The sequence below is a fragment of the Streptomyces sp. LUP47B genome (genome assembly GCF_001746295.1).
GTDB lineage: Bacteria > Actinomycetota > Actinomycetes > Streptomycetales > Streptomycetaceae > Streptomyces.
Window position 1 is genome coordinate 409,397 of sequence record NZ_MJAH01000010.1, and the last position, 26,554, is coordinate 435,950.

The following is a 26,554-nucleotide window of genomic DNA, read 5'->3' on the forward strand; positions in this document are numbered from 1 at the left end:
GCCGGCTCTGTCAGGAGTCGGCGCCCGGCCTGTCCACGAGTTCCACCTGGTCCACGGCATTGCACCAGCGGCACCGCACCGACTCGATGGTCTCACTGACCACCTCGCGCTCCTCGACCTTCGGCTCTCCGGCCAGGTCGAGGTGGACGTACTCGACGACCTTCGACGAGCGGGTCACGTCGAAGCGCGTGAGGTTGCCGCAGAGGGTGCAGCGCCACCGCGTCGAGGCGGTCGGGAGGGGAACCGTCATCGTGACTGTGCTCTTTCCTACTAGCCATTGTCCGTGACACACCGGCGGCCCGGTGCGTGTGGCTCGTAACCCTAAGGCCTGGCGGGTACTCGCCGCTCGGGCGTCCACAGGGCCTCCCCGACGGCGAGGCGGTCTGTGCGGTTGCGTCCCGTTACGCCATGCTCTGTGTTCGTGATCAGTAACTGGAGGGTGACGGTCGGTGGAGCGAAGAGGTCGCTGTGGGGGCCGGCACCGGTCACCTACGGCCTGATCGCCCTGTGCTGTCTGGTCTTCCTGGTCGGCCCCGCCTCGGGTCTCGATCCGGCGTACGGCTCCGGGGGCGCGGCCCTGGCCGCCCAGCGGGCCTACTTCCACCGGTGGGGCGTGGTGCCCGCGGAGCTCTTCGCGGACTCCCCCGGTGCCGCCCTCACCCCGGCGACCGCGCTGTTCGTGCACGGCAGCTGGGTGCATCTGCTGGGCAACATGCTCTTCCTCTATGTCTTCGGGGTGATGACCGAGGAACGGATGGGCCGGGTGCAGTTCCTCCTCTTCTACGTCGGCTGCGGCTACCTCGCCCTGCTGGGCTACGCGGCCGCCAACGCCGACTCCGAGCAGTCCCTGGTCGGTGCCTCCGGGGCGATCTCGGCGGTCCTCGGCGCGTTCCTGTTCCTGTTCCCCGGGGCCCGGGTGACCAGTCTTCTGCCGTTCCTCTTCTTCCTGCCGCTGCGCTTCCCGGCCTGGGTCGTCCTCCCCTTCTGGGCGGCCCTGCAGTGGCTGGCGGCGGGCCGCGCCTCCGACGGTCCGGGGGTGGCCTATCTGGCCCACCTGGTGGGCTTCGGCCTGGGCCTGGTCTTCGCGTGGGTGCGCTTCGGCCGTACCACTGCGGTGTCTTCCCGGGGGCCAGCCCCCGGACCCCCGGCAGAAAAACCAGGCCAGCCGGACCGCGAGTAGGGTGAGAGCCCCGCCACCGGCCTCCGAGGGAGAGAACCAGCAGTGATCACCGCGATCGTCCTCATCAAGACCAGCGTGGACCGGATCCCCGAGATCGCGGAGCGGATCGCCGCGCTGGAGTCCGTGAGCGAGGTCTTCTCCGTCACGGGCACGTACGACCTGATCGCCATGGTCCGGGTCAAGCAGCACGAGGACCTCGCCGAGGTCATCCCCGGCAGCATCAGCAAGATCCCGGGCGTGGAGGGAACGGACACCCACGTGGCGTTCCGGACCTACTCCCAGCACGACCTGGAGGCCGCGTTCGCGATCGGCCTCGACGGCTGATGTGATGCGCTCAAGCGCAACTAGGGGCGCTTATTCATAGCCATGTCACGAGTCCTGCGGATGTTGGGCTGCCCGCCACAGGCGTCGAAGCCGTTCCCCTCCAGTACAGGCGTTGGTCAACGCGCTCTGCCAGGTCCAGGACTGTGACCCACCGCCTTGCCTGCGCAGGAGCACCCAGCTGAGGGCAGTACCGCCTGCCGTGGCTCAAGGCAGCGCTCCGTGCCTCGCCGGTCAAGATGGCACCGATCGCTGCGAGCATCCATCTCAGTCGGCTCCCCGCACGACCTGCCTGGATGATTCTCACTACGGGGGGTCAGGTTCCGGAACGCTTTCCGGTGCGGAATGAATCAGTTAACGAAAACGACGCTCGTCGAAATCTGGAGGTTCCCGATCACTCTCCCATAAAAGGCATTAATCTATCGCCTCTTCCCATCAGCATGGCGAATTTCAGCCTACTTCACATGCTCGGGCACTAAAGCAACTCTTGACTCACTTCCGTCACCTTGGTTGCATCCCTCCCAGCGATCAAGCTGTGCTGCGACAAGCCCCTGGGGGAGAAATGAACCGCCTGATTGCCCGCACGCTGGCGACACTTGGCGTAGCCGGAGCCGCTGTGGCCACCACAGTGAGCGTTGCACCCAACGCGGCTGCTGCAACGTACAACGGCGGCTGCGGCGCCGGATACGGCGTGGTGAACTCGGCATCCGTCGGCACGGTGGGCACTGTCTTCCTCACCTACAACTCATCGACTGGGAGGAACTGCGTCGTCACCATTCGAAACTCTTCCGGCAGCGCTACCACCATCTGCGAGAAACTGTGGACCGACAGCGACAGCAACAGCAAATGCGAACCCAACCTGACGACTTGGGGAGGCCCCATCTACCTGTACGCCTCCGGTGAATGCGTCTCCTGGCGCGGCACCATCGGAAGCGTGACCGGCGGCAAAAACGACACGAACTGTGGTACATGATTTACCGGCCAGTGGCGGCTCAATGCCCATTCGTCTCGCGCAGCTCCGTAGTGGTGCGGGGCTTTCGCCAGTGCTGGGCAGCCCATTTGGAGGTATAGGCGGGGTCGACCGCGCTACCGGGCGGCCGGCGGAGAGGTTGTAGTCGAACCATCGAGCCGCCCGGTGGTCAGCGTTGGTGTCGACGCCGACCAATCCGCCCATGCGCACCTGGCCGAGGGGCACGGTCTTGGCCGGTGGAATCTGCCAGGCAGCCGTGAGGTACGTACGTTCGGTCCACTCCTGACCTCGGCGTTGGAAAGCAACGCCGGAGACAAGTCTCGTTCCCGAAGCGCTTGCCCCCCCTCCCCATCCGCTTGAAGGAACCGGCGCCTGGCCCGCAGCGGCGGCGCCAGGCACTTCGGGGAGCTGCGCCCGATCCAGGTTGTGCCGGGTGTTCAGCATTCGCTTGCCGCCGCGTGTCACCCGGACGCGCCCGGCTTCATGCTCGGCCCGCTCCGCCTGGAGCCGATCGGCGAGCGCACATAGGCGTCGGTTCTTGACGAACCACTCCTGTCGGGTGCGGTACCCGCCCGGGGTCCGCCCGCTTCCCGGTTCGCCCACCGGCAGCGACAGCCGATGGGAGATCGTGGCGACATCGGCCTCAAGGATCTGAATTTGCGCCGCCTTGGCACGCCGGGCCAATGCCCACTGATCATGCGTGGCCTTCGTGAGCGACCCGGCTCAACGCGAAGAGGATTCGCTGGTCAAGGCTCGTTTCCGCCCAGCCCACGCGTCGACCTCGTGATCAAACCCGGCAGCGCTCCGGTCCTTGTCGGCGGGCGGATACCAGCCCCGCGCTCCCCCTGCCTCCGCACGGCTGTCGAGCGAGCGTATACGCGGGGTAGGACGTCAGTACGTCAGACGGCCGGTACGCAACGGCCGTCCTCGGTGCGGTACGTCCACTTCGCGCCGTCCGCGACCAGTTCCTTCACGGCGCGCACAAACCGCTCCACGTGCTCGTCCGGTGTGCCCGCGCCGAAGCTCACCCGGATCGCGTTGAGGGACTTCTCTCCGGGCGCGGCCTCGGGGGCGCCGCACTCGCCCTGGGACTGCGGGTCGCTGCCGAGGAGGGTGCGGACGAGGGGGTGGGCGCAGAAGAGGCCGTCGCGGACGCCGATGCCGTACTCGGCGGAGAGGGCGGCGGCGAAGTGGGAGCTGTTCCAGCCCTCGACGACGAAGGAGATCACGCCGACGCGGGGGGCATCGTCGCCGAAGAGGGAGAGGACACGGACCTCGGGGACCTCGGCGAGGCCGGTCCGCACCTTCTCGATCAGGTGCTGCTCGCGGGCGACCAGGGTGTCGAAGCCGGCCTCGGTGAGGGCCCGGCAGGCGGAGGCGATGGAGTAGGCGCCGATGACGTTCGGGGAGCCGGCCTCGTGGCGGGCGGCGCTCTCGTGCCACTCCACGTCCACTCCCCCGTCCTCGCGCCGCGTGACCTTGCGGCTGGCGCCGCCGCCCGCGAGGTAGGGATCGGCGGCCCGGAGCCAGTCGGCGCGGCCGGCCAGCACGCCCGAGCCGAAGGGGGCGTAGAGCTTGTGGCCGGAGAAGGCGACCCAGTCGACGTCGAGGTCACGGACGCTCAACGGGTGGTGCGGGGCGAGCTGGGCCGCGTCGAGCACGATCCGGGCGCCGTGGGCGTGCGCGGCCGTCGCGAGTTCCCGTACGGGCCACAGCTCACCGGTGACGTTGGAGGCGCCGGTGACGCAGACCAGGGCCGGGCCCTGGGGATCCCGGTCGGCGAGGGCCTTCTCCAGGGTCTCGACGGCCTGCCGCGGGGTGCGCGGGGCGTCGAGGTAGGTGACCCGGGCGTCCTTCCACGGCAGCAGCGAGGCGTGGTGCTCGGTCTCGAAGACGAAGACCTGGCAGTCGGCGGGGAGGGCGGCGGCGAGGAGGTTGAGCGAGTCGGTGGTCGACCGGGTGAAGACCAGCTGGTCGTCGTCCCGGCAGTCGAGGAACTCGGTGACGGTCCTGCGGGCGTTCTCGAACAGGTCGGTCGACAGCTGGGAGAGGTAGCCGGCGCCGCGGTGCACGCTGCCGTAGTAGGGCGCGTACGCCGCCACGTCGTCCCAGACCCGCTGGAGGGCGGGGGCGCTGGCCGCGTAGTCGAGGGCCGCGTAGGTGACCTCACCGCCGGTGACGAGCGGGACGGTGACATCCCTGCCCAGAACGGGCAGCTGGGCACAAATGGTCTGAACGGAGGCAGCGGTGGAGACAGACATGGGGGACTCCCGTGAAAAGAAAGGTGAGATGGGTGTGCGGAGGCGGGGCTCGGCGCCCTATCGCATTCGCTTGCTCACGGAAGACTCCCTCGAATGACCAGGACCCCTGGTTTCGAGAGGGGCCCGCGCTTGCCGTAGACCTCGCTGCCTACGGCCTGGTCTTCACCCGGGGCACCCCGCCACGGACGGAGGGTTGCCGGACAGTCGGCCGGGGCCTCATGACTGTCACTCATGACCTGGTGCAAAAACGTACGTGAAGTGATCGCGGTCCCGCAACCCGTGTCCGGATGACGGGACCGCGATGCCGGCTAGGCGTGGCTCGCGGCCACCCAGCGTTCCAGCGTGCGCTTGGCGGACCCGGAGTCGATCGACTCGGCGGCCCTCGTCATGGCGGCGCCGATCTGCTCGGCCAGCGTCCCCGGACCCGGGTCCAGCGCCACCAGCGCCGCCGCCGAGTTCAGCAGTACGGCGTCCCGTACCGGGCCCGTCTCGCCGTCCAGCAGCCGCCGCGCGACCTCCGCGTTGTACGACGGGTCCGCGCCCCGCAGTGCCTCCACCGGGACCAGCTCGATGCCGACGTCCCGCGGGTCGAAGCTCTCCTCGGTGACCTTGCCGTCGCGCACGACCCACACCCGGGACGTGGACGTCGTGGTCAGCTCGTCGAAGCCGTCGTCGCCGCGGAAGACGAGGGAGGAGTTGCCCCGCTCGGCCAGGACGCCGGCGATGAGCGGCGCCAGGCGGGGGTCGGCGACGCCCACGGCCTGTGCCTTCACCTTGGCCGGGTTGGTCAGCGGACCGAGCGCGTTGAAGGTGGTCCGGATCCCCAACTGCCCTCGTGCGGCGGCCACATGACGCAGCGCCGGATGGAACTTGATCGCGAAGCAGAAGGTGATCCCGGCCTCCTCGGCCACCTCGGCCACCCGCTTCGGTGTCAGCTCCAGATTGACGCCGAGCTTCTCCAGGACGTCCGAGGCGCCGGACGCGGAGGAGGCGGCCCGGTTGCCGTGCTTGACGACCTTCGCGCCGGTGCCGGCGATGACGATCGAGGACATCGTGGAGATGTTGACCGTCTTCGCCCCGTCGCCGCCCGTGCCGACGATGTCGACGGTCCGGCCCGGCACCTCGATGACGTTCGCGTGCTCGTACATCGTCCGGACAAGGCCGGTGATCTCCTGGACGGTCTCGCCCTTGGCGCGCAGCGCCACCGCGAACCCGGCGATCTGCGCGTCCGTGGCCTCACCGCGCATGATCAGGTCCATCGCCCACGCGGTGTCGTCGGCGGACAGGTCACGGCCCTCCAGCAGGCCGTTGAGGAGAGCGGGCCAGGAACGGCCCGCCGCGGTGTCGCCTCCAGCGGGGGTCACAGCGCTCATGGGGCCGCTCCAGATGTCGTAGAACAAGGTGTTCCCACCCTATCCAGCCCGGGGCACGGCAAAGGGCCCCGTCCGGCGTTCGGACGGGGCCCTTCATCGCGCGTGGCGAGCGCAGCGATCAGTGGTGGCCGTGGCCGCTCGTGATCTCCTTGTACTCCTCGACGGTGGGCTTGGGGATCTGGGACTCCTCGCCGTAGTACGCCTCGCTCAGCTTGGCGCGCAGCTTCTCGGAGCCCTTCACCTTGCGCTCGACGCCGTTCTCGTCGACCGTGGCACCGATCGCGGCCGGCTCGTACTGATCGTGCGCCGTGAGCGTGTGCAGCTGCTCCTGGCTGAGCGGCTCGTGCACCTCGATGAACTCACCGTGCGGCAGGCGCTTGATGATGCCGGACTCGCGGCCGTGCAGCACCTTGTCCTTGTCGCGGCGCTGGAGGCCGAGGCAGATCCGCTTGGTGGCGATGAACGCGAGGACCGGGGCGACGAAGAACGCGACCCGGACGAACCAGGTGATGGCGTTGATCGACAGGTGGAAGTGGGTGGCCCACAGGTCGTTTCCACCACCGATCAGCAGCACCATGTACCAGGTGATCCACGCGACGCCGAAGGCGGTACGCGTCGGCGCGTTGCGCGGGCGGTCCAGGATGTGGTGCTCGCGCCTGTCGCCGGTGACCCAGGACTCGATGAACGGGTAGACCGCGATCGCGACCAGGACCAGCGGGAAGATCACCAGCGGGATGAACACACCCAGAACGAGCGTGTGACCCCAGAAGTTGATCTCCCAGCCCGGCATCACACGGATCAGACCCTCGGAGAAGCCCATGTACCAGTCCGGCTGGGCGCCCGTGGACACCTGGTCGGGACGGTAGGGGCCCATCGACCAGATCGGGTTGATCGAGGCGATGGCCGCGATGGCCGCGATGACACCGAAGACCAGGAAGAAGAAGCCTCCGGCCTTGGCCATGTAGACCGGCAGCAGCGGCATGCCGACGACGTTGTTGTTCGTCTTTCCGGGGCCCGCGAACTGCGTGTGCTTGTGGTAGAAGACCAGGATCAGGTGGCCGACGACCAGGCCGAGCATGATGCCCGGCAGCAGCAGCACGTGGATCGAGTAGAAGCGGGCCACGAAGTCGCCGCCCGGGAACTCGCCGCCGAAGAGGAAGAACGACAGGTACGTGCCGACGATCGGCACGGACAGGATCGCGCCCTCCATGAAGCGGACACCGGTGCCGGAGAGCAGGTCGTCCGGGAGCGAGTAGCCGGTGAAGCCGGTGAACATGCCCAGGACGAACAGCAGGAAGCCGAACAGCCAGTTGACCTCACGCGGCTTGCGGAACGCGCCCGTGAAGAACACGCGCATCATGTGCACGAACATGCCCGCGAGGAAGATCAGCGCCGCCCAGTGGTGGATCTGCCGGATCAGCAGACCACCGCGCACATCGAAGGAGATGTGCATGGTCGAGTTGAACGCCTCGGACATCAGCTGGCCCTGCAGCGGGACGTAGCTGCCGTGGTACTCCACCTCGTTCATCGACGGGTGGAAGAACAGCGTCAGGTACACACCCGTGAGGATGATGATGATGAAGCTGTAGAGGCAGACCTCACCCAACATGAACGACCAGTGGTCGGGGAAGATCTTGCGCATGTTGGACTTGGCCAGGGAGTAGATCCCCAGCCGGCCGTCGGCCCAGTCGGCGACGCGCTCGCCGGCCGGGGCTGCCTTGTCGCGCCGCGCCCCGTTGGCCGCGGTGCTCTCGTTTGTGCTCATCCGCGCTCCCAGAATGCAGGACCGACGGGCTCCTCGAAGTCGCCGAGCGCTTCGAGGTAACCCTGGTCGTTCACGCCGATGCGCAGCTGCGGCAGGGCGTGACCGGCGGGGCCGAAGATCACCCGGGCACCGTCGGAGAGGTCGAAGGTGGACTGGTGGCAGGGGCAGAGCACGTGGTGCGTCTGCTGCTCGTACAGGGAGATCGGGCAACCCACGTGGGTGCAGATCTTTGAGTACGCGACGATCCCCTCGTGCGACCACTCGAGTTCGCGCTTGTCCTTGATGTTGTCCGGCTGGATGCGGACGATCATCAGGGCGGCCTTGGCGATCTCGGTCTGGAACTCCTCGTCGTGCTCCTCCAGGCCCTCGGGCTTGGCGAAGGTCAGCGAGCCGACCGCGACGTCGGAGGCACGCAGCGGTTCGTTGGTGTTCATGTTGACGAGCAGCTTGCCCTTGGACCACAGGGTGTGGCGCAGCTTGGTGCCGGGCAGCGGGCCGAGGTCGCGCAGCAGCATGACGCCGGAGAGCGGGAACAGGGCCAGCGCGCCGAACATCGTGTTGCGGATCAGCTTGCGACGGCCGAGCGCCGACTCCTTGGCGCCCTGCTTGAAGTCCGCGTGGACCTTCGCGCGGACCTCGGGGGGCGCCTCGATCGGGTGGCGCTCGTCGGCGATCTCCTCGTCGGACATCAGGGTGCGGGCCCAGTGGACCGCACCCGCGCCGATCGAGAAGAGGGCGAGACCGAGGGTCAGGCCCAGCGCGAAGTTCAGCGCGTTGATGTGCCCGATCGGGAAGACGAAGATCGACTTGTCGTGGGGGATGCCCACGTACGAGGCGATGAACCCGACGGTGGCCAGCATCGACACCGTGAAGAGCATGGCCACCGTGCGCTCGGACCGCCTGGCGGCCCGCTCGTCGATGTCCTGCACCCGGTGCTCGTGGGGCGGGAGGCCGGGGTCCGCGAAGGGGTTCTTCTCGTCCGCGACACCTACCGCGCCGTGCGCGTCCTGCTCTGCGGGCAGGTTCTCTTCTGGAATGTCTTGGCTACTCATGACTTCTTGGCCTTTGCGGTCCGAGCGGCGACCCAGACGGCGACCGCGATCAGCGCGCCGAGGCCGAAGATCCAGGCGAACAGGCCTTCGGAGACCGGGCCGAGACCGCCCAGCTCAAGGCCGCCGGGGCTCACGGTGTCGTCGCCGTTGACCGCGTTCAGGTACGCGATGATGTCCTTCTTGTTCTGCTCCGACAGCGTGGTGTCGGGGAACGACGGCATGTTCTGCGGGCCGGTCTGCATGGCCTCGTAGATGTGCTTCGGGTCGACACCCTCGAGGCTCGGCGCGTACTTGCCGTGCGTCAGCGCGCCACCCTTGCCGGTGAAGTTGTGGCACTGCGTGCAGTTGTCACGGAACAGTTCGCCGCCCTTGGCGATGTCGGCACCGTCGGGGCCGTACTGCGCCTTGGTCGGGATGCTCGGACCTGCGCCCAGCGAGGAGATGTACGCGGCCAGCTGGTCGATCTCGGCCTGCGTGTAGACGACCTTCTTGCGCGGGATCTGCGCGCCCGGCTGCTGGGCCGGCATACGGCCGGTGCCGACCTGGAAGTCGACGGCCGCGGCGCCCACGCCCACGAGGCTCGGACCGTCGGAGGACCCCTGACCGCCGGTGCCGTGGCAACTGGCGCAGCCTACGGCGAAGAGCTTCTTGCCCTCGTCGATGGCCAGGGACTGGGCGGTTTCATCTGCCTGCGCCTTGCTCGCGGGTGCGAACACGGCGTACAGCCCCCCGGTGCATGCCAGCGCGAGGAGTAGGACGACGAGCGCCGCCAGCGGGTGGCGTCGTCGTGCGGAGAGCTTTTTCACGGATTACCCCGGTGTCAGGATCTTCTGCGTCGATGTCTGCGATGTCGGGAGCGGGCCCGGCTACTTGATCAGATAGATCGTGGCGAAGAGGCCGATCCAGACGACATCGACGAAGTGCCAGTAGTAGGACACGACGATGGCCGCGGTCGCCTGTTCGTGGGTGAACCGCTTCGCCGCGTACGTACGGCCGAGGACGAACAGGAAGGCGATGAGGCCGCCTGTCACGTGCAGACCGTGGAAGCCGGTGGTCAGGTAGAAGACCGACCCGTACGGATCGGACGAGAGGGAGATCCCGTCCTTCTTCACCAGCTCGGTGTACTCGTAGATCTGACCGCCGATGAAGATGGCACCCATGATGAAGGTGATCATGAACCAGCCCCGGAGCTTCTTCACGTCACCTCGCTCGGCAGCGAAGACGCCGAGCTGGCAGGTGAGGGAGGAGAGCACCAGGATCGTGGTGTTCGTCGCCGAGAACGGAACGTTCAGGGCGTGCGCCATCTCTTTCCAGTGATCAGGACCCGTCACCGATCGCAGGGTGAAGTACATCGCGAAGAGGGCCGCGAAGAACATCAGCTCGGAACTCAACCAGATGATGGTTCCGACGCTGGTGAGGTTCGGTCGGTTGACCGACGGGTGCGCGTGCCCGGTTGTCTCTGTCGTTGCTGTCGCCACGACCGACATTATGTCGGTCGCTTATCCCGCCCTCACCCCGGGGGGTGCCGTTCGGAGTGTCTCCCTGTTCCATACCGGTGTTGACGTGGTGTTCAAGGGAGTAGCATCCGGCCCAACGGGCCTGTCCTTACGACGCTGACGTCACGGAGGAACAATGCAGCCGACCGCCACGGTGCTGGTCTACAGCGACGATTCCAACACCCGCGAGCAGGTACGGCTCGCGGCGGGCCGTCGACCGGCTCCCGACGTCCCGTTGGTCGAGTTCCTGGAGTGCGCCACGCCTGCGGCGGTGCTCAAGGAGCTGGACAAGGGCGGGATCGACGTCTGTGTGCTGGACGGGGAGGCCGTGCCGATGGGGGGCATGGGGCTCTGCCGGCAGATCAAGGACGAGGTGTTCGACTGCCCGCCGGTGCTGCTGCTGATCGGGCGGCCGCAGGATGCGTGGCTGGCGACGTGGAGCCGGGCGGAGGCCGCGGTGACCCATCCGGTGGATCCGGTGGAGTTCGCCTCGGCGCTGGCTTCCCTGCTGCGGGACCGGAAGGCCCTGAGCGCCTGAGAGCCGCCCCCACGGCCCTCTAGATGCTCTGTGGCCTCAGCCTTGCCGTCTGGTCGGGGCGGGTGTCCGGGGTGCCGGCCACCAGGGCGCTGCCGTCGCGCCATTTCGTCCAGTCCAGGTTCCAGTCGCCGAAGCCGTTGCCGAACGGCTCCATGGTGTTGCCGTCCGAGTTGACGACCTGGACCACGTCGCCCTCGTGGACGGTGTTGAAGAACCACTCGGCATTGGACGTGCTCATGCCGGTGCAGCCGTGGCTGACGTTGGCGTAGCCCTGGGAGCCGACCGACCAGGGGGCGGCGTGGACGTACTCACCGCTCCAGGTGACGCGGGTGGCGTAGTAGACCGGGAGGTCGTACGAGTCCGAGGACCCCTCGGCGATCCCGATACTGGTGCCGCGCATACGTACGAAGTACTCCTTGCCCAGCACGACCTTGACGCCGTTGCGGGTCTCGAAGCCGGGCTTGCCGGTGGTGACCGGGAGCTCGTTGATGACCTCGTCGTTCTTGTAGACCGTCATCGAGTGTGACGAGGCGTCCGTCACGGCGATGATGCGGTCCCCGGTGGTCAGCTTCAGGGGCTTCGCCTTGCCGCCCCAGAGCCGGTCGCCGATCTTGATGCCCTCCAGCTCGCTGCGGACCTGGATCGTGGCGTGCGCCGGCCAGTACTCCTTGGGCCGGTAGTGCAGTTCCTTGTCGTCCACCCAGTGCCAGGCGCCCGGTACGGCGGGCGTGGAGTCGACCCTGAGGGCGCGCTCTATGACGGCCCGCTGAGCCTTGTCCTTGACGGGTCTGTCCAGCTTGGCGGTGACGGGCTGGCCGACGCCGTACGTGCCCGACTTGGGGCCGAAGGTGACCTTCAGACGCGTCTTGCCCAGCGGCTTGCTGGTGTCGAAGTCGAGGACCTTGCGGCCCGGTGCCCCGTCCTCGTCCTCGGTGCTCACCCGGACGGTGTAGTGGGCGTTTGCGGCCAGCGGGGAGGTGCTGCGCCAGCGGGTGCCGTCGGCGGAGAGTTCGCCCGCCAGATAGCGGCCTGTGGCGTCCGTGGCCGTGACGTCGGTGATGCGGCCGTCGTCTTCGTCGGCGGTGACCTCGAGCGGCTTGTCCGGGTCGGCCTTCTTGCCGTCGCCGGTGGGCGCGTTGAAGGAGATCTGGTCCGCCGCGTCGAACGGTGTGGCCGCCAGCGGGTTCCCGTCGGACCCGCAGGCGGCGGCGCTCGCGCCGAGGGCGATCACCAGCAGCGTGCAGCTCACGAGGATGCGGGTACGCGGTGCGTGGTTCATGACTTCACGCTAGGAAGCCCCGTCAAGAACGGCGCGCTGGGTGACTCGTACGAGGGACAAGGATTACGGCAGAAGCAGGAGCCCGGACCCTCCTGACGGAGAGTCCGGGCTCCTGCTGAGCTGCGCTCGTGCTACTGCGTGCGGTTCTCACCGCGGTAGTACTCGAAGACCCAGCCGTACAGGCCGATCAGGATCACCGGCACCGAGAAGTACATCAGCCACCAGCCGATCGCGACCGACAGGAAGGCGAGGGCGCCGCCGAAGCCGAGGGCGAGCGGCTGCCAGCTGTGCGGGCTGAAGAACCCGACCTCGCCGGCGTCGTCCGCGACGTCGGCCTCCTTGTTGTCCTGCGCGCCGGCGTCCACCCGCCTGGCCGTGAAGCCCAGGTAGAAGCCGATCATGATGGACAGCCCGAAGGCCAGGAAGAGCGCCGTGGTACCGGCCGGCTCCTTCGACCACACGCCATAGACGATCGCCATGACGAGGATGAAGACGCTCAGCCAGATGAACATCCGTCCCTGGATCTTCACTTGCCGGCCTCCTTGCCGCCGTTGCCGGCCAGAGCCTTCTCACCGTGACCGGAGTTCTCGAGCTGGTCGAGAGCGGCGATCTCGGGGTGGTGCAGGTCGAACGCCGGGGATTCGCTGCGGATCCGCGGCAGGGTGAGGAAGTTGTGGCGCGGCGGCGGGCAGGAGGTCGCCCATTCGAGCGAGCGGCCGTAGCCCCACGGGTCGTCGACGCCGACCGGCTTGCCGTACTTGGCCGTCTTCCACACGTTGTAGAGGAACGGCAGGATCGACAGGCCGAGCACGAAGGAGCTGATCGTCGAGATCGTGTTCAGGGCGGTGAAGCCGTCGGCCGCCAGGTAGTCGGCGTAACGACGCGGCATGCCCTCGGCGCCCAGCCAGTGCTGGACCAGGAAGGTGCCGTGGAAGCCGATGAACAGCGTCCAGAACGTGATCTTGCCGAGGCGCTCGTCGAGCATCTTGCCGGTGAACTTCGGCCACCAGAAGTGGAAGCCGGAGAACATCGCGAAGACGACGGTGCCGAAGACGACGTAGTGGAAGTGCGCCACCACGAAGTACGAGTCCGAGACGTGGAAGTCCAGCGGGGGCGAGGCCAGGATGACACCGGTCAGACCACCGAAGGTGAAGGTGATCAGGAAGCCGGTGGCCCAGAGCATCGGTGTCTCGAAGGACAACGACCCCTTCCACATCGTTCCGATCCAGTTGAAGAACTTCACGCCCGTCGGTACGGCGATGAGGAACGTCATGAAGGAGAAGAACGGGAGCAGCACACCGCCGGTGACGTACATGTGGTGCGCCCACACCGTCACGGACAGACCCGCGATCGCGATGGTCGCCGCGATCAGACCCATGTAGCCGAACATCGGCTTGCGGGAGAAGACCGGGATGACCTCGGAGATGATGCCGAAGAACGGCAGGGCGATGATGTACACCTCTGGATGGCCGAAGAACCAGAAGAGGTGTTGCCACAGCAACGCTCCTCCGTTCGCGGCATCGAAGACGTGTGCCCCGAATTTCCGATCCGCCTCCAGCGCGAACAGCGCGGCGGCGAGGACGGGGAAGGCGAGCAGGACCAGCACCGCGGTCAGCAGCACGTTCCACACGAAGATCGGCATGCGGAACATGGTCATGCCGGGCGCGCGCATGCAGATGATCGTGGTGATGAAGTTGACCGCACCGAGGATCGTGCCGAAGCCGGAGAAGGCCAGACCCATGATCCACAGGTCGGCGCCGATGCCCGGCGAGCGGACGGCGTCGGAGAGCGGGGAGTAGGCGAACCAGCCGAAGTCGGCCGCGCCCGAGGGGGTGAGGAAGCCACCGACCGCGATCGTCGAGCCGAACAGGTACAGCCAGTAGGCGAACATGTTCAGCCGCGGGAACGCCACGTCGGGCGCGCCGATCTGCAGCGGCATGATCCAGTTGGTGAAGCCGGCGAACAGCGGCGTCGCGAACATCAGCAGCATGATCGTGCCGTGCATCGTGAACGCCTGGTTGAACTGCTCGTTCGACATGATCTGCAGACCCGGCCGGGCCAGCTCGGCGCGCATGAAGAGCGCCATCACGCCGCCGATGAGGAAGAACGCGAACGACGTGGCCAGGTACATCGTGCCGATCGTCTTGTGGTCAGTGGTGGTGAGCCACTTGATGACCACGCTGCCGCGGTTCTGGCGCCGGACCGGAAGTTCGTCCGCGTAGTGGGACCCCGCTTCGGCGGCACCCTGGGGTTCGTTGAGGATGCTCACAGGTTCGTCGTCTCCCGGTCCTTCTCGTGGGCGGTCTGCTCGATGCCCGCGGGAACGTAACCGGTCTGCCCCTTCTTCGCGAGGTCCTTGAGGTGCTGCTCGTAGCGCTCGGGAGAGACGACCTTCACGTTGAACAGCATCCGGGAGTGGTCGACGCCGCACAGCTCGGCGCACTTGCCGAGGAAGGTGCCCTCCTTGTTGGGGGTCACCTCGAAGGCGTTGGTGTGGCCCGGGATGACGTCCTGCTTCATGAGGAACGGCACCACCCAGAAGGAGTGGATGACGTCACGCGAGGTGAGGACGAAGCGGACCTTCTTGCCCTTGGGGAGCCAGAGGGTCGGGCCGGGGTTGCCGGTCTGCGGGTTCCTCGTGGCGGGCGTACCGAAGTCGTAGACACCGCCGGCGTTCGCCGGGAAGTCGTTCTTGAACCGGGTCGGAATCGCGTCCAGGTTCTTGTCGGTCTTCGCGTCGCCCGTGGAACCCGCGACGGGCTCGATGTAGTTGAAGGCCCAGCTCCACTGGTAGCCGACGACGTTGACGGTGACGTCGGGCTCATCCTTGAGGCTGAGGAGCTTCGACTCGTCGCGGGCCGTGAAGTAGAAGAGGACCGAGACGATGACGAGCGGAACGACCGTGTACAGCGCCTCGATCGGCATGTTGTACCGGGTCTGCGGAGGAACCTCGACCTTGGTACGGCTGCGCCGGTGGAAGATCGCGCTCCACAGGATCAGGCCCCACACCAGCACACCGGTGGCCAGCGCGGCAGCCCAGGAGCCCTGCCACAGGGAGAGGATCCGCGGAGCCTCTTCCGTGGTCGGGGTGGGCATACCAAGGCGGGGGAAGTCTTCCCAGTTGTACGAGCAACCGGTGGCGGTCGCCAGGACCAGGCCCGCAATCATTGCCTGCAGCAGCTTCCGCCGCATCGGGCGCCGCGGCGAGCGGTCGGAGCCGTTGGGACTCACGTAGCGCCTTCCCGAGAGTCTCGCCCGCGCGGATTGGCTGCGGCCTGCCCTTACTCGGTGGTCGGTCGCCGCCCTGCGTCGGGCAGGGGTTTGGATGTTTATGCGGACCAAACCCTAGCCGACGCTCTCCGGGGGTTCAGCGGGAGGGGTGGCCTAGTGGGTGGGTTGGTTCGCTGGATTGGCGGCTGCGGGTTGTTTGTGGCTTATCGCGCCCCGCGGCGGAGCCGCTGTCGGATACAGCCCCGCGCTCCTGGGGTTAGCGTGGCTGTGTGTCATATTTCGACGCTGCCTCCAGTGCGCCCCTTCACCCTGTTGCCCGTCAGGCGCTGTTGGCCTCTTTGGATGAAGGGTGGGCTGATCCCTCCCGGTTGTACCGGGAGGGGCGGCGGGCCCGGATGTTGCTGGACGCCGCTCGGGAGGCCGCTGCCGAGGCCGTGGGGTGCCGGCCTGACGAACTGACCTTCACGTCCTCCGGGACGCGGGCCGTGCACGACGGGATCGCGGGGGCGTTGGCCGGGCGACGGCGGATCGGACGTCACCTGATCGTGTCAGCCGTCGAACACTCCTCGGTACTGCATTCGGCGGAGCCGTTCGAGGTGACCGAGGTTCCGGTCAGCCGTACGGGTGCGGTGAGCCCGCAGTCGTACGTCGAAGCTCTTCGCCTCGACACCGCGCTGGCGTGTCTCCAGTCGGCGAACCATGAGGTGGGCACCGTGCAGCCGGTGGCCGAGGTGGCCGCCGTGTGCCGTCGGGCCGGGGTGCCGTTGCTGGTGGACGCGGCGCAGTCGCTCGGGTGGGGGCCGGTCGGGGGTGAGTGGTCGCTGTTGACCGCCAGCGCGCACAAGTGGGGCGGCCCGTCGGGCGTCGGCCTGCTCGCCGTGAGAAAAGGTGTCCGCTTCTCACCCCAGGGACCGACCGACGAGCGGGAGTCGGGGCGGGCGCCGGGGTTCGAGAACCTGCCGGCCGTCGTCGCGGCGGCGGCCTCGCTGCGGGCGGTGCGGGCCGAGGCCGCGCAAGAGGCCGTACGGCTGCGGGAGCTGACGGCGCGGATCCGGGCCCGGGTGCCTCAGCTGGTCGCCGATGTGGAGGTGGTCGGGGATCCGGAGCACCGGCTGCCGGGGATCGTCACCTTCTCCTGTCTCTATGTCGACGGGGAGACCCTGCTGCACGAGTTGGATCGCGCCGGTTTCTCCGTCTCCTCCGGTTCGTCCTGCACGAGCAGCACGCTGACGCCGAGCCATGTCTTGAAGGCGATGGGGGTGCTGAGTGAGGGCAATGTGCGGATTTCGCTGCCGTTCGGGGCGGTCTCCGAGGAGGTCGACCGGTTCCTGGAGGTGCTGCCGGGAGCGGTGACGGCGGTACGGGAGAAGTTGGGAGCCCCGACGCCGACGACCGCCGTGCACGGAGACGCCCTGGTGGTGGACGCCCTCGGCAAGCGGTGCCCGATCCCGGTCATCGAACTGGCGAAGGTCATCGGAGACGTGCCGGTGGGCGGGACCGTCCGGGTCCTGTCGGACGACGAGGCGGCCCGCCTGGACATCCCCGCCTGGTGCGAGATGCGGGAGCAGGAGTACGTGGGAGAGGAACCGGCGGAATCAGGAACGGCATATGTGATCCGCCGGATCAGGTGATGCTGCCAGGGGCGCGAGTCAGACCAGGTGCCCCTGGACCTCCGCCGCGGCCTCGTCGCCGTACGCCTTGGTGAACCGCTCCATGAAGTTCCCCCGCCGCAGCCGGTACTCCTGCGTCCCCACGGTCTCGATGACGAGCGTCGCCAGCATGCAGCCCACCTGAGCCGCCCGCTCCAGCGGGACTCCCCAGGCCAGCCCCGACAGGAACCCGGCACGGAACGCGTCGCCGACCCCCGTGGGGTCCGCCTTGCGCTCCTCCTCCGCGCAGCCGACGACGATCGGCTCCTCGCCCGCCTTGTCGATCCGCACGCCCTGCGCGCCGAGCGTGGTGACCCGGTGGCCCACCTTCGCCAGGATCTCCGCGTCGGACCAGCCCGTCTTGGACTCGATGAGCCCCTTCTCGTACTCGTTGGAGAAGAGGTACGTGGCGCCGTCCAGCAGTATCCGGATCTCGTCGCCGTTCATCCGGGCGATCTGCTGGGAGAAGTCCGCGGCGAAGGGGATGCCACGCGACCGGCACTCCTCGGTGTGGCGGAGCATCGCCTCGGGGTCGTCGGCACCGATGAGGACGAGGTCGAGGCCGTCAACCCGGTCGGCCACCGTCTTGAGCTCGATCTGGCGGGCCTCGCTCATCGCGCCCGTGTAGAAGGAGCCGATCTGGTTGTGGTCGGCGTCGGTGGTGCACACGAAGCGGGCGGTGTGCAGCGTCTCGGAGATGCGGACGGACGCGGTGTCGACGCCGTGCCGGTCCAGCCAGGCGCGGTACTCGTCGAAGTCGAAGCCCGCGGCGCCGACGAGGATCGGGTTGGTGCCGAGCTGGCCCATCCCGAAGGCGATGTTCGCGCCGACGCCTCCCCTGCGTACGTCGAGGTTGTCGACCAGGAAGGAGAGCGAGACCGTGTGCAGTTGGTCCGCGACGAACTGGTCGGCGAAGCGGCCGGGGAAGGTCATGAGGTGGTCGGTGGCGATGGAGCCGGTGACTGCGATGCGCACGGCGTGGCTCTCCTGGGTGGAGGGTGTATTGACGGTTCACGCTATCGGGTCCGTATGGGGTACTGCGAGGCGGCCGACGGCGCGGTGAAGCAGGTAAAACTACCCGATAGTAGATCTTTCTTCGCGGGCCCGGGCGTGCATACGGTGCCGTCATGACCAACCTTGAGCTGTACGTCTCCGCCCCGACCGACCTGGACGGGGGCCTCGCGTCGCTGCTCGGTGACTGCGCCCGGATGGCTCCGCACTGGGCCGTTCCCGACCGGATCGTCTCCCTTCCGGTTTCTCCCTCACTCATCCACGGTGTGACGGTGCCCGAGGGTTCCGCCAGGGTGCTGGAGGCGATGTCGGAGTACGGCGACTGAGGCAGGGCGCTCGCGTCGGCGCGTTCGAGGGAACCGCGCGCTCCCCCGCTGCGTCCCATCGCCGTCCCCCGGAAAGGGGATGCGGCATACGACCCGTTTGCCGACCTTTTTGACAGGGTCGGGTCAGGGTCGAGGGACAGTTGCGCAGCAGAAGGAGCGATGCGGTGAACACCGAGCGACCCGACAACGACGAGGCCTCCGGCGGCGGGGACGGGAGCTCTGCGGAAGCGCGCCGTGCGGGGGCGCTCGGCGCCGAGGCAGTGAGCAGTGCCGAGGAGACGCGGGGTTCCGACGTTCCCGGCGACGAGGCGAGCCCCGCCGTAACGCCTTCCGAGGAGGGGAGTCACGCGGGGGCCGAGCAGGACGGTGGAGCGGAGGGCGCCGAGGAAGCCGGTGCCGTTGGAGGCTCGGCGGACCAGGCGGAGGGAGCGGCGGACGACTCTCCGGCCTCCGGCACGGCGGCCGGAGCCGATGCCGACGCCGCTGTCGACTCCGACGCCGACTCGGACTCCGACTCCGACTCCGACGAGCCGGACGGCCTCGCGGCCCCCGGCGCTCATGCCGACGCCGACGCCGACACGCCACTGGCTCCTGCCGATGGCCACGGCTCGTCGGCCCCCACCCGCTCCGGCCTTGGCAAGCTCCCGGCACCCGACGCCGCTGCCGGTGCCGATGAACCCGAGGGCCCGGACACGGCTTCCGACCACGATCACGTTCCCGACGTCGCCGCCCTCTCCGGCCCCGGCGTCCCCCGTTCCGGTCGGCACCGCTCCCCCGCCGTCATCGCCGCCGTCGCCGCAGCCGTCCTGCTGGTCGGAGGCGGTGGGGCGTACCTCGCCGCCAGTGCTTCCGGAGGGTCCGGCGACGGCACGGCCTCCGGCGCGTCGGGGGACGACACTCCCCCGCCCCTCGCGCTCGACGGTTACGGCGGGACCGGTGGGGCAGGGAACGGGATCGCACCCGGGGAGCCGAATCCGTACGGCGCGACGTACCGCGTCGACGGCAGTCTGCCAAAGGGGCCCGGCTCGGCGCCGGTCTACCGGACGCAGGGGCAGGTCACCGAGCGCGACGTGGTGCGGCTCGCCGAGGCGCTCGGGGTCGACGGGACGCCGGTGGCGCAGGGGCAGGTCTGGCGGGTCGGGGCCAAGGACGCTTCGGGACCCAGTCTCCAGGTGAACCGGCAGGCACCGGGCGCGTGGACCTTCCAGCGCTACTCCCCCGCCACCGACAACTGCGGCAGCGCCACCGTGTGCGGGGCGGAGCAGACCCCCACCGGTCCTCCGGTGAGCGTGGCGGTCGCGGAGAAGGCCGCCGCGCCGGTACTGAAGGCGGCGGGCCAGGACGGCGCGAAGCTCGAGGCGAGCCAGGTCATGGGCGCCCAGCGGGTCGTGAACGCCGATCCGGTCGTGGGCGGGCTGCCCACGTACGGCTGGACGACCGGCGTCACCGTGAACGGCCAGGGTGAAGTGGTCGGCGGCACCGGCCGACTGAAGGCGCCGGTGAAGAGCGACACGTATCCCGTGCTGAGCGCCGAGAAGACGCTGGGCCTGCTGAACAAGGTGCCCGCGACCGACCACCGCATGGGGATCGGCGGCTGCGCCAGCCCCGTACCGCTGAAGGACCGGCTGGAGGCACCCTGCGGGGAGTCGACGGCGAGCCCCGCCAAGAACACGCTCACCGTCGAGAAGGCGGCGTTCGGGCTGGCCTCGCAGCTCGTGGCCGGCCGGCCGGCGCTCGTGCCGTCCTGGCTGTTCGAGGTGCGGGCGACGGGTGCGAAGGACGCCTTCACGGTGACGTATCCGGCGGTCGACCCGACGTACATCGCTTCCCCGGCGACGGCGACGCCCACGTCACCCGCCACACCCACGGCACCCTCGGACCAGCCGACCTCGGCGCCGAAGACGCGGGACGTCAAGGTGGACGGCTACTCGGCCGAGGGCGACGAGCTGACCCTGAGCTTCACGGGCGGGGTGTGCGGGGACTATGCGGCGACGGCGAGCGAGACCTCGGGCGAGGTGACGGCCAAGGTGACCTATACGCCGTGGCCGGACAAGGTCTGCATCATGATCGCCAAGGAGATCCAGAAGACCGTGCCGCTCGACGAGCCGCTCGGTGACCGCAAGGTCGTGGGCTCGGACGGCAAGGAGATCCCGCTGAAGAAGGCGGGGGCACGGCTGCCGGAGACATCCGGGGCCCGGTAGCCCTGGAGACACGCGAAGGCGGCGGCCCCTCGGAAGGGGCCGCCGCCTTCTGTCGCTCGAGCCTTGGTCGAACCCCAGGCTTAGCTGAAGGAGTCGCCGCAGGCGCAGGAGCCGGTCGCGTTCGGGTTGTCGATCGTGAAGCCCTGCTTCTCGATGGTGTCCACGAAGTCGATGGACGCGCCGCCCAGGTACGGGGCGCTCATACGGTCGGTGACGACCTTGACGCCACCGAAGTCCTTGACGACGTCCCCGTCGAGGGAACGCTCGTCGAAGAAGAGCTGGTAACGCAGGCCGGAGCAGCCGCCGGGCTGAACGGCGACGCGCAGGGCCAGGTCGTCACGGCCTTCCTGGTCGAGCAGGGCCTTGACCTTCGCCGCGGCGGCGTCGGACAGGATGATGCCGTCGGTGACGGTGCCGGTCTCGTCCGATACGGACATCTACATCTCTCCCGGGTTGTACGGAGACTGCTTACCGACGATTGCAACCGCCGGGGCCGCGGATTCATTCCGGGCCGAGCAACTTGTCTTTTCGCCTGTCCTCTTCATGCTCGCACACCCGCGGCGAAGCGAACAGCGGCCCGAGAACCACCCCTCCTCGGGAGGACCGGGATTCACGTCACATCGACGTTATAGGCATCGTCAAAGTGACATGAACCGGGTTATGATAGATAACGTCAGTTCGACGAAAAGTAGAAAGGGTGCGTGTCGTGACCACCGCCCAGACCACGGAGCTCGACGTACAGCCGACTCCGCTCGCCCTGTTGCTGCTCGGCCGCGAGGCCGACCCGAGGAGCGAGCGGGGCGTCGAGTGTCCCGGCGACCTGCCCTCGCCCTCCGACCCGGACCTGGTCGAGCGCGCCCGTGCCGCCAAGGAGAAACTCGGCGACAAGGTGTTCGTCCTCGGCCACCACTACCAGCGTGACGAGGTCATCCAGTTCGCCGACGTCACGGGCGACTCCTTCAAGCTGGCCCGGGACGCGGCCGCGCGCCCGGAGGCCGAGTACATCGTGTTCTGCGGTGTGCACTTCATGGCCGAGTCGGCGGACATCCTCACGTCCGACGACCAGAAGGTGGTCCTCCCCGACCTCGCCGCCGGCTGCTCCATGGCCGACATGGCGACGGCCGAGCAGGTCGCCGAGTGCTGGGACGTGCTCACCGAGGCCGGCATAGCCGAGCAGGTCGTGCCCGTGTCGTACATGAACTCCTCGGCGGACATCAAGGCGTTCACGGGCAAGCACGGCGGCACCATCTGCACGTCGTCCAACGCCAAGAAGGCTCTCGAGTGGGCCTTCGAGCAGGGCGACAAGGTCCTGTTCCTGCCCGACCAGCACCTCGGCCGCAACACCGCGGTGCGGGACATGGGGATGACGCTGGAGGACTGCGTCCTCTATAACCCGCACAAGCCGAACGGCGGCCTGACCGCCGAGCAGCTGCGGGACGCGAAGATGATCCTGTGGCGCGGCCACTGCTCGGTGCACGGCCGCTTCTCGCTGGAGTCGGTGGAGGACGTCCGCGCCCGGATCCCCGGTGTGAACGTCCTCGTGCACCCCGAGTGCAAGCACGAGGTCGTGGCCGCGGCGGACTACGTCGGCTCGACCGAGTACATCATCAAGGCGCTGGAGGCGGCCCCGGCCGGCTCGAAGTGGGCCATCGGCACGGAGCTCAACCTCGTACGACGGCTCGCCAACCGTTTCGCCCCCGAGGGCAAGGAGATCGTCTTCCTGGACAAGACGGTCTGCTTCTGCTCGACCATGAACCGCATCGACCTGCCCCACCTGGTCTGGACCCTGGAGTCGCTGGCCGAGGGCAAGCTCGTCAACCGGATCGAGGTCGACAAGGAGACGGAGGCGTTCGCGAAGCTGGCGCTGGAGCGGATGCTGGCGCTGCCGTAGCACCGCCACGAGAAGCGCTCACCCCGATGCGGAGGTCCGCTCGGGGTGGGCGGGGTCGAGGGTGAAGATGTCGCCTGCCTGGGTGGTGACGACCAGGGCGCCCTCGTGGAGCAGCACCTCGGGCAGCCGCTCGTTCAGGTCGTTCACCCACTTGGCACGCGGCAAGGACTCCCACAGCAGCGTGCCCTTCTTGGCGTCCAGGGCCGCGACCCGGCCGCTGGCGCTGGACAGATAGACCACGCGGGCGCGCGGGGCGGGGATCACACCGCTCGGCTGCTCCAGGCTCGTCGGGGTCTGCCACAGCTGCTTGCCGGTGCGGACCGACACCGCGGTCACCTGGCCCGAGGTGCCGGTGAACCACAGGGTGCCGTCCGCCGTCGTCACGGTGCCCTCGACCTCCTTCGCCAGTTCCGTGGTCGTGGCGGCACCGGTGTCCGGGTTCACCAGCCGGATCCGGGAGAAGGGTCCCTTGTCCTCGGAGGCCAGGTGCCCCGCCTCGAGGTAGAGCAGGCGGCCGTCGTACGTGCCGACGAGAATCGCCTGACGGGGCACCGTCAGGCGCCGCACCGAGCCGTCGGAGCGGTCGAAACCCAGGACCAGCGTGTCCTTGCCGGCCGTCTTGGCGGGTCCGCAGTCCAGGTAGAGGCCCTCGTTCACGCGCGCTGGGTCGCACTGCATCCCCGGCGGAAGAGGCGCCTTCCAGCGCTCGGCGCCGGTGCGCGCCGAACGTGCGGTCACCGATCCGCGCTCCATGTCCGGGACGAGCAGGAGGTCGCCCGAGAGGTACGGGTGGCTCGACGCGGAGTCCACCGTGCGGCGCCACAGCCGTTCCCCTGTCCCGGTGTCGAGGGCGATGACCGAGATCACGAGATCCCCGCCCTCGGGTTGGTAGTGCTGCTCGACCAGCATGACGTCGTCCGCGACCCCGAGGAGCGAGAAGACGTACGACCTCTTCCTCATGACGGACGGCACCCCGTCGGCGCGCCAGTCGACCCGTCCGGTGACGCCGTCGAGGCGCATGGGCAGAACCGTTTTGCCCGCGCAGTAGACGGAGCCCTCGTGCATCTGGCACTCCGGGCCGCTGTCGAACCCTCCCTCCAGGAGGGTGATCCCCTTCTTCAGGCCCCGCTCGGCGTCGGCGTACACCGTCGTCTGCCAGGGCTGCCAGCCGCTGGGCAACGCCGTCCAGCGGGAGACGGCGGTCTGCGCGCCGGCCGTGCCGCCGCCCTCCCCGTCGTCGCCACCCGTCCGTCCCGGTCCGGTCAGCAGATACGCCGTCAGACCGAGCGCCACCACGCCGATCGTGGCGGTCGCCGCCCACAGCGGGCGCAGCCGGCCTCGGCGGCCCGGCGACGTGGCCGACCTCGGGTCCGGGGCCCCGGTCTCGGAAGGGTCCGGCAGATCCCCGGACAGCGTCACCGTCTGCGGGCCGTCCGTCGCCTCCTCGGGCAGCACCCTCGCCAACTCCCGAGCCACGTCGTCCAGTTGGAGACGGTCCGCGGCCTTCTTGGCCAGGCAGCTCCGCAGGACGGTGCGCAGGTGCGGTGGTACGCCGTCCAGGACGGGTTCGTCGTGCACCACCTGGTACGCCGTGAGGTAGGGGCTGTCCGCGTCGAACGGCCCCCGGCCCGTGAGGGTGTACACCAGCAGCGCGCCGAGCGCGAAGACGTCGGAGGCCGGGCCGACGGTGCGGGCGTCGGTGAGCTGTTCCGGGGACATGAAGGGCGGAGTGCCGATCATCTGGCCGGTCTCGGTCAGGGGGTTGTTCTCCGCCGCCCGGGAGATGCCGAAGTCGATGACTCGGGGGCCGTCGTCGGCCATCAGGACGTTGGCGGGCTTGAGGTCGCGGTGCACGACACCGGCCCGGTGGATGTCCCGCAGGGCCTCCACCAACCCCAGTGCCAGGCGCCGCAGTTCGGTCTCCCGCAGTGGGCCGAGTTCCGAGATCCGGTCGGCGAGCGAGCGGCCGGGGACGTACTGGGTCGCCATCCACGGCCGAGCCGCCTCCGGATCGGCGTCCACCACCGGTGCGGTGAAGGCGCCGCTCACCTTGCGGACGGCCTCTATCTCCTGGCGGAAGCGGGTGCGGAAGACGGGATCCTCGGCGTACTGGGCGTGCACGACCTTCACCGCGACCTCGCGCCCGGAGCGGGATCTGCCCCGGTAGACGATGCCCATTCCCCCGGACCCGAGCCGGTCGACCAGCTTGTACCCGCCGACCGATTTCGGGTCGTCCTTGTTCAACTGCACGCTCGCGTCCCCTTCCCCCGTGCGGCACTGCGAGCACCCAGCATAGGTAACGGGGTGCCAGGCCTCGCCTCATGAAGGTCCCGCGTCGCTCCGTCAGTGCCGGGTACGGGAGTTGAGCCGGGCCGCCTGGCGGGTCAGGTAGTCGCGTTCGGCGAGGTTGGGGGCCTTGTGGGCGGCCTCGGCGTACAGGCGGGCCGCGGTCGTCGGGTCGCCGGCGCGTTCGTGGAGATAGGCGGCGGCCGCGGTGTGGCGGGGCAGCGAGTCCTCGACCGCGGCCAGGGCGGCCAGGCCCGCGCGGGGGCCGTCCGCCTCGCCCACGGCGACCGCGCGGTTGAGGCGGACGACGGAGTTGTCGGTGAGGCGGGCGAGTTCGTCGTACCACTCGACGATCTGCACCCAGTCGGTCTCCTCGGCGGTGGGCGCGTCGGCGTGCAGGGCGGCGATCGCGGCCTGTGCCTGGAACTCGCCCAGCCGGTCGCGGGCGAGGGCGCTCTGCAGGATCCGGACGCCCTCGGCGATCGCCGCGGTGTCCCAGCGGGTGCGGTCCTGCTCGGCCAGCGGCACCAGGCTGCCGTCGGGGGCGGTGCGCGAGGCGCGACGGGCGTGGTGCAGCAGCATGAGGGCGAGCAGCCCCGCGACCTCGGGGTGGTCGATGGCGGCGGCGAGCTGCCGGGTGAGCCGGATGGCCTCGGCGGCGAGGTCGACGTCGCCGGAGTAGCCCTCGTTGAAGACCAGGTAGAGGACGCGCAGCACGGTGGCCACGTCGCCGGGCTGGTCGAAGCGGACGCCGGAGACGGTGCGCTTGGCCCGGCTGATGCGCTGCGCCATGGTCGCCTCGGGCACGAGGTAGGCCTGGGCGATCTGGCGGGTGGTGAGTCCTCCGACGGCGCGCAGGGTGAGGGCGACGGCGGAGGACGGGGTGAGCGAGGGGTGGGCGCACAGGAAGTAGAGCTGGAGCGTGTCGTCCACGGCGGGCGCGGGTCCTGGCGCCGGTTCCTCCTCGATACGGTCCTCACGCCGGCGGCGAGCGGTGTCCGAGCGGGTCGCGTCGAGGAACTTGCGCCAGGCCACGGTGACCAGCCAGCCCTTGGCGTCCCGCGGCGGGTCGGCCGGCCAGACCCGGACGGCCTCGACGAGCGCGTCCTGGACGGCGTCCTCGGCCGCCGCGAAGTCGGCTCCGCGGCGGACGAGGACGGCGAGCACGCTCGGCGTGAGGCTTCTGAGCAGCGCCTCATCCACCGGGGTGGCACTCCGGGTCGGTGGGCGACGCCGCGTAGAACGGGCGCAGCTCCAGCCACTCGTGGATCGGCTTCCCGCCGGCGCCGGGGGCGGCCGACAGTTCCCCGGCCAGTTCGACGGCCCGCTCGTAGCTGTCGACGTCGATGACCATCCACCCGGCGATGAGGTCCTTGGTCTCGGCGAACGGCCCGTCGGTGACAGGCGGGCGGCCCTCGCCGTCGTAACGCACCCACGTCCCCTCGGGAGCGAGCGCCTGCCCGTCGACGTACTCTCCGGTCTTCTCCAGCCCTTCCGCGAAGTCCCGCATGTACTGCATGTGCGCCGAGATCTCCTCCGGCGTCCACTGCTCCATGGGGACGTCGTTGGCCGGAGCGGGGGCGCCACGGTAGTGCTTGAGCAGCAGGTACTTGGCCATGATGTCTCTCCTGGGTCCTGTTGCGGCCCATTCTGGCCGCTCTCACCACGGGGACGGAGCGGGGCGCGGGTTCTCGACATCGTCGCGGGGATTGTTTTTCCGGCTC

24 protein-coding genes and 1 riboswitch are annotated in these 26,554 nt (G+C 68.9%); of the genes, 8 read left to right on the forward strand and 16 right to left on the reverse strand.

The genetic code is table 11. The annotated features are described in order from the left end of the window. Window positions 1–10 precede the first annotated feature (10 nt). On the reverse strand, window positions 11–250 hold the full coding sequence (locus BFN33_RS29865; RefSeq protein ID WP_020137397.1) for a hypothetical protein: 240 nt from the start codon (window positions 248–250) through the stop codon (window positions 11–13). A gap of 171 nt (window positions 251–421) precedes the next feature. Between BFN33_RS29865 and BFN33_RS29870 the strand changes: the two genes are divergently transcribed. The 3 genes from BFN33_RS29870 (at window position 422) to BFN33_RS50310 (ending at window position 2,474) form a co-directional block, all read left to right on the forward strand. Beyond that, window positions 422–1,180 carry a rhomboid family intramembrane serine protease gene (locus BFN33_RS29870; protein WP_069763298.1) on the forward strand — a complete coding sequence of 253 codons (759 nt, stop codon included), beginning with the start codon at window positions 422–424 and terminating at the stop codon, window positions 1,178–1,180. A 42-nt stretch (window positions 1,181–1,222) separates the two neighbouring features. Further along, entirely contained in the window at window positions 1,223–1,504 is a 282-nt protein-coding gene (locus BFN33_RS29875; protein ID WP_057611794.1) for an Lrp/AsnC family transcriptional regulator, read from the forward strand. Window positions 1,505–2,063: 559 nt separating this feature from the next. After that, the gene (locus tag BFN33_RS50310) at window positions 2,064–2,474 is read left to right on the forward strand and encodes a hypothetical protein (protein ID WP_079141069.1); all 411 of its coding nucleotides are present in this window, start codon (window positions 2,064–2,066) and stop codon (window positions 2,472–2,474) included. A gap of 896 nt (window positions 2,475–3,370) precedes the next feature. Here BFN33_RS50310 and BFN33_RS29880 read toward each other — a convergent pair. The 6 genes from BFN33_RS29880 to BFN33_RS29905 form a co-directional block, all read right to left on the reverse strand. Beyond that, window positions 3,371–4,732, reverse strand: a complete 1,362-nt coding sequence (locus BFN33_RS29880; RefSeq protein WP_069763240.1) for an aminotransferase class V-fold PLP-dependent enzyme — start codon at window positions 4,730–4,732, stop codon at window positions 3,371–3,373. Between the two features lie 120 nt (window positions 4,733–4,852). Further along, a riboswitch (SAM riboswitch) is annotated at window positions 4,853–4,969 on the reverse strand. A 71-nt stretch (window positions 4,970–5,040) separates the two neighbouring features. Next, a complete protein-coding gene (gene trpD, locus BFN33_RS29885) occupies window positions 5,041–6,105 on the reverse strand; it encodes an anthranilate phosphoribosyltransferase (protein WP_069763241.1) in 1,065 nt (354 codons plus the stop codon). A gap of 118 nt (window positions 6,106–6,223) precedes the next feature. Beyond that, complete coding sequence (locus BFN33_RS29890) at window positions 6,224–7,870, reverse strand: cytochrome bc complex cytochrome b subunit (protein WP_069763242.1); 1,647 nt, start codon at window positions 7,868–7,870, stop codon at window positions 6,224–6,226. Next, on the reverse strand, window positions 7,867–8,922 hold the full coding sequence (locus BFN33_RS29895) for a ubiquinol-cytochrome c reductase iron-sulfur subunit (protein WP_069763243.1): 1,056 nt from the start codon (window positions 8,920–8,922) through the stop codon (window positions 7,867–7,869). The genes BFN33_RS29890 and BFN33_RS29895 overlap by 4 nt, the downstream gene beginning before the upstream one ends. Continuing rightward, complete coding sequence (locus tag BFN33_RS29900; protein ID WP_069763244.1) at window positions 8,919–9,728, reverse strand: c-type cytochrome; 810 nt, start codon at window positions 9,726–9,728, stop codon at window positions 8,919–8,921. The genes BFN33_RS29895 and BFN33_RS29900 overlap by 4 nt, the downstream gene beginning before the upstream one ends. 60 nt (window positions 9,729–9,788) lie before the next feature. Beyond that, window positions 9,789–10,409: a heme-copper oxidase subunit III gene (locus tag BFN33_RS29905; protein WP_069763245.1), complete on the reverse strand. Its 621-nt coding sequence runs from the start codon at window positions 10,407–10,409 to the stop codon at window positions 9,789–9,791. Window positions 10,410–10,554: 145 nt separating this feature from the next. On the opposite strand from BFN33_RS29905, the gene BFN33_RS29910 reads away from it, so the two are divergent. Further along, window positions 10,555–10,956: a response regulator transcription factor gene (locus BFN33_RS29910; protein WP_057611786.1), complete on the forward strand. Its 402-nt coding sequence runs from the start codon at window positions 10,555–10,557 to the stop codon at window positions 10,954–10,956. A 19-nt stretch (window positions 10,957–10,975) separates the two neighbouring features. Here the strand turns inward: BFN33_RS29910 and BFN33_RS29915 are convergent, their stop codons facing one another. The 4 genes from BFN33_RS29915 to coxB all read right to left on the reverse strand — a co-directional run bounded on the left by BFN33_RS29915 (window position 10,976) and on the right by coxB (window position 15,466). After that, window positions 10,976–12,235: an Ig-like domain-containing protein gene (locus BFN33_RS29915; RefSeq protein WP_069763246.1), complete on the reverse strand. Its 1,260-nt coding sequence runs from the start codon at window positions 12,233–12,235 to the stop codon at window positions 10,976–10,978. A 131-nt stretch (window positions 12,236–12,366) separates the two neighbouring features. Further along, window positions 12,367–12,765 carry a cytochrome c oxidase subunit 4 gene (locus BFN33_RS29920; RefSeq protein WP_069763247.1) on the reverse strand — a complete coding sequence of 133 codons (399 nt, stop codon included), beginning with the start codon at window positions 12,763–12,765 and terminating at the stop codon, window positions 12,367–12,369. After that, a complete protein-coding gene (ctaD, locus tag BFN33_RS29925; protein ID WP_069763248.1) occupies window positions 12,762–14,504 on the reverse strand; it encodes a cytochrome c oxidase subunit I in 1,743 nt (580 codons plus the stop codon). The genes BFN33_RS29920 and ctaD overlap by 4 nt, the downstream gene beginning before the upstream one ends. After that, entirely contained in the window at window positions 14,501–15,466 is a 966-nt protein-coding gene (gene coxB / locus BFN33_RS29930) for a cytochrome c oxidase subunit II (RefSeq protein WP_062037760.1), read from the reverse strand. Before coxB ends, ctaD begins: the two co-directional genes overlap by 4 nt. A gap of 269 nt (window positions 15,467–15,735) precedes the next feature. Here coxB and BFN33_RS29935 point away from each other — a divergent pair, with 269 nt between their 5' ends. Then, entirely contained in the window at window positions 15,736–17,097 is a 1,362-nt protein-coding gene (locus tag BFN33_RS29935; protein ID WP_069763249.1) for a cysteine desulfurase/sulfurtransferase TusA family protein, read from the forward strand. 18 nt (window positions 17,098–17,115) lie between these two features. Here BFN33_RS29935 and BFN33_RS29940 read toward each other — a convergent pair whose 3' ends face one another. Next, a complete protein-coding gene (locus BFN33_RS29940) occupies window positions 17,116–18,090 on the reverse strand; it encodes a carbohydrate kinase family protein (protein WP_069763250.1) in 975 nt (324 codons plus the stop codon). A gap of 152 nt (window positions 18,091–18,242) precedes the next feature. Here BFN33_RS29940 and BFN33_RS29945 point away from each other — a divergent pair, with 152 nt between their 5' ends. Together BFN33_RS29945 and BFN33_RS29950 are read left to right on the forward strand one after the other, a co-directional pair. Then, entirely contained in the window at window positions 18,243–18,452 is a 210-nt protein-coding gene (locus BFN33_RS29945; RefSeq protein WP_069763251.1) for a hypothetical protein, read from the forward strand. Window positions 18,453–18,616: 164 nt separating this feature from the next. Beyond that, window positions 18,617–20,653 carry a hypothetical protein gene (locus tag BFN33_RS29950; protein ID WP_370743325.1) on the forward strand — a complete coding sequence of 679 codons (2,037 nt, stop codon included), beginning with the start codon at window positions 18,617–18,619 and terminating at the stop codon, window positions 20,651–20,653. 80 nt (window positions 20,654–20,733) lie between these two features. Here BFN33_RS29950 and BFN33_RS29955 read toward each other — a convergent pair whose 3' ends face one another. Continuing rightward, entirely contained in the window at window positions 20,734–21,090 is a 357-nt protein-coding gene (locus BFN33_RS29955) for an iron-sulfur cluster assembly accessory protein (protein WP_020137379.1), read from the reverse strand. Window positions 21,091–21,359: 269 nt separating this feature from the next. Between BFN33_RS29955 and nadA the strand changes: the two genes are divergently transcribed. Beyond that, window positions 21,360–22,544, forward strand: a complete 1,185-nt coding sequence (nadA, locus tag BFN33_RS29960; RefSeq protein WP_069763300.1) for a quinolinate synthase NadA — start codon at window positions 21,360–21,362, stop codon at window positions 22,542–22,544. 18 nt (window positions 22,545–22,562) lie between these two features. On the opposite strand, the gene BFN33_RS29965 is transcribed toward nadA, so the two are convergent. From BFN33_RS29965 to BFN33_RS29975, 3 genes are all read right to left on the reverse strand, one after another. Further along, complete coding sequence (locus BFN33_RS29965; RefSeq protein ID WP_069763252.1) at window positions 22,563–24,794, reverse strand: PQQ-binding-like beta-propeller repeat protein; 2,232 nt, start codon at window positions 24,792–24,794, stop codon at window positions 22,563–22,565. 93 nt (window positions 24,795–24,887) lie between these two features. Next, window positions 24,888–26,033, reverse strand: a complete 1,146-nt coding sequence (locus BFN33_RS29970; RefSeq protein WP_069763253.1) for an RNA polymerase sigma factor — start codon at window positions 26,031–26,033, stop codon at window positions 24,888–24,890. Next, window positions 26,026–26,448 (reverse strand): YciI family protein, encoded by a 423-nt coding sequence (locus tag BFN33_RS29975; RefSeq protein WP_069763254.1) that lies wholly within the window; start codon window positions 26,446–26,448, stop codon window positions 26,026–26,028. Before BFN33_RS29975 ends, BFN33_RS29970 begins: the two co-directional genes overlap by 8 nt. Between the last annotated feature and the right edge of the window lie 106 nt (window positions 26,449–26,554).

Excerpts from the sequence above, each read along its gene's own strand:
- BFN33_RS29905 (WP_069763245.1), bottom strand. The coding sequence starts at position 10,409 with ATGTCGGTCGTGGCGACAGCAACGACAGAGACAACCGGGCACGCGCAC.
- BFN33_RS29955 (WP_020137379.1), bottom strand. The coding sequence starts at position 21,090 with ATGTCCGTATCGGACGAGACCGGCACCGTCACCGACGGCATCATCCTG.
- BFN33_RS29975 (WP_069763254.1), bottom strand. The coding sequence starts at position 26,448 with ATGGCCAAGTACCTGCTGCTCAAGCACTACCGTGGCGCCCCCGCTCCG.
- BFN33_RS29895 (WP_069763243.1), bottom strand. The coding sequence starts at position 8,922 with ATGAGTAGCCAAGACATTCCAGAAGAGAACCTGCCCGCAGAGCAGGAC.
- BFN33_RS29910 (WP_057611786.1), top strand. The coding sequence starts at position 10,555 with ATGCAGCCGACCGCCACGGTGCTGGTCTACAGCGACGATTCCAACACC.
- BFN33_RS29880 (WP_069763240.1), bottom strand. The coding sequence starts at position 4,732 with ATGTCTGTCTCCACCGCTGCCTCCGTTCAGACCATTTGTGCCCAGCTG.
- BFN33_RS29945 (WP_069763251.1), top strand. The coding sequence starts at position 18,243 with ATGACCAACCTTGAGCTGTACGTCTCCGCCCCGACCGACCTGGACGGG.
- BFN33_RS50310 (WP_079141069.1), top strand. The coding sequence starts at position 2,064 with ATGAACCGCCTGATTGCCCGCACGCTGGCGACACTTGGCGTAGCCGGA.
- BFN33_RS29890 (WP_069763242.1), bottom strand. The coding sequence starts at position 7,870 with ATGAGCACAAACGAGAGCACCGCGGCCAACGGGGCGCGGCGCGACAAG.
- BFN33_RS29865 (WP_020137397.1), bottom strand. The coding sequence starts at position 250 with ATGACGGTTCCCCTCCCGACCGCCTCGACGCGGTGGCGCTGCACCCTC.
- BFN33_RS29915 (WP_069763246.1), bottom strand. The coding sequence starts at position 12,235 with ATGAACCACGCACCGCGTACCCGCATCCTCGTGAGCTGCACGCTGCTG.
- trpD (WP_069763241.1), bottom strand. The coding sequence starts at position 6,105 with ATGAGCGCTGTGACCCCCGCTGGAGGCGACACCGCGGCGGGCCGTTCC.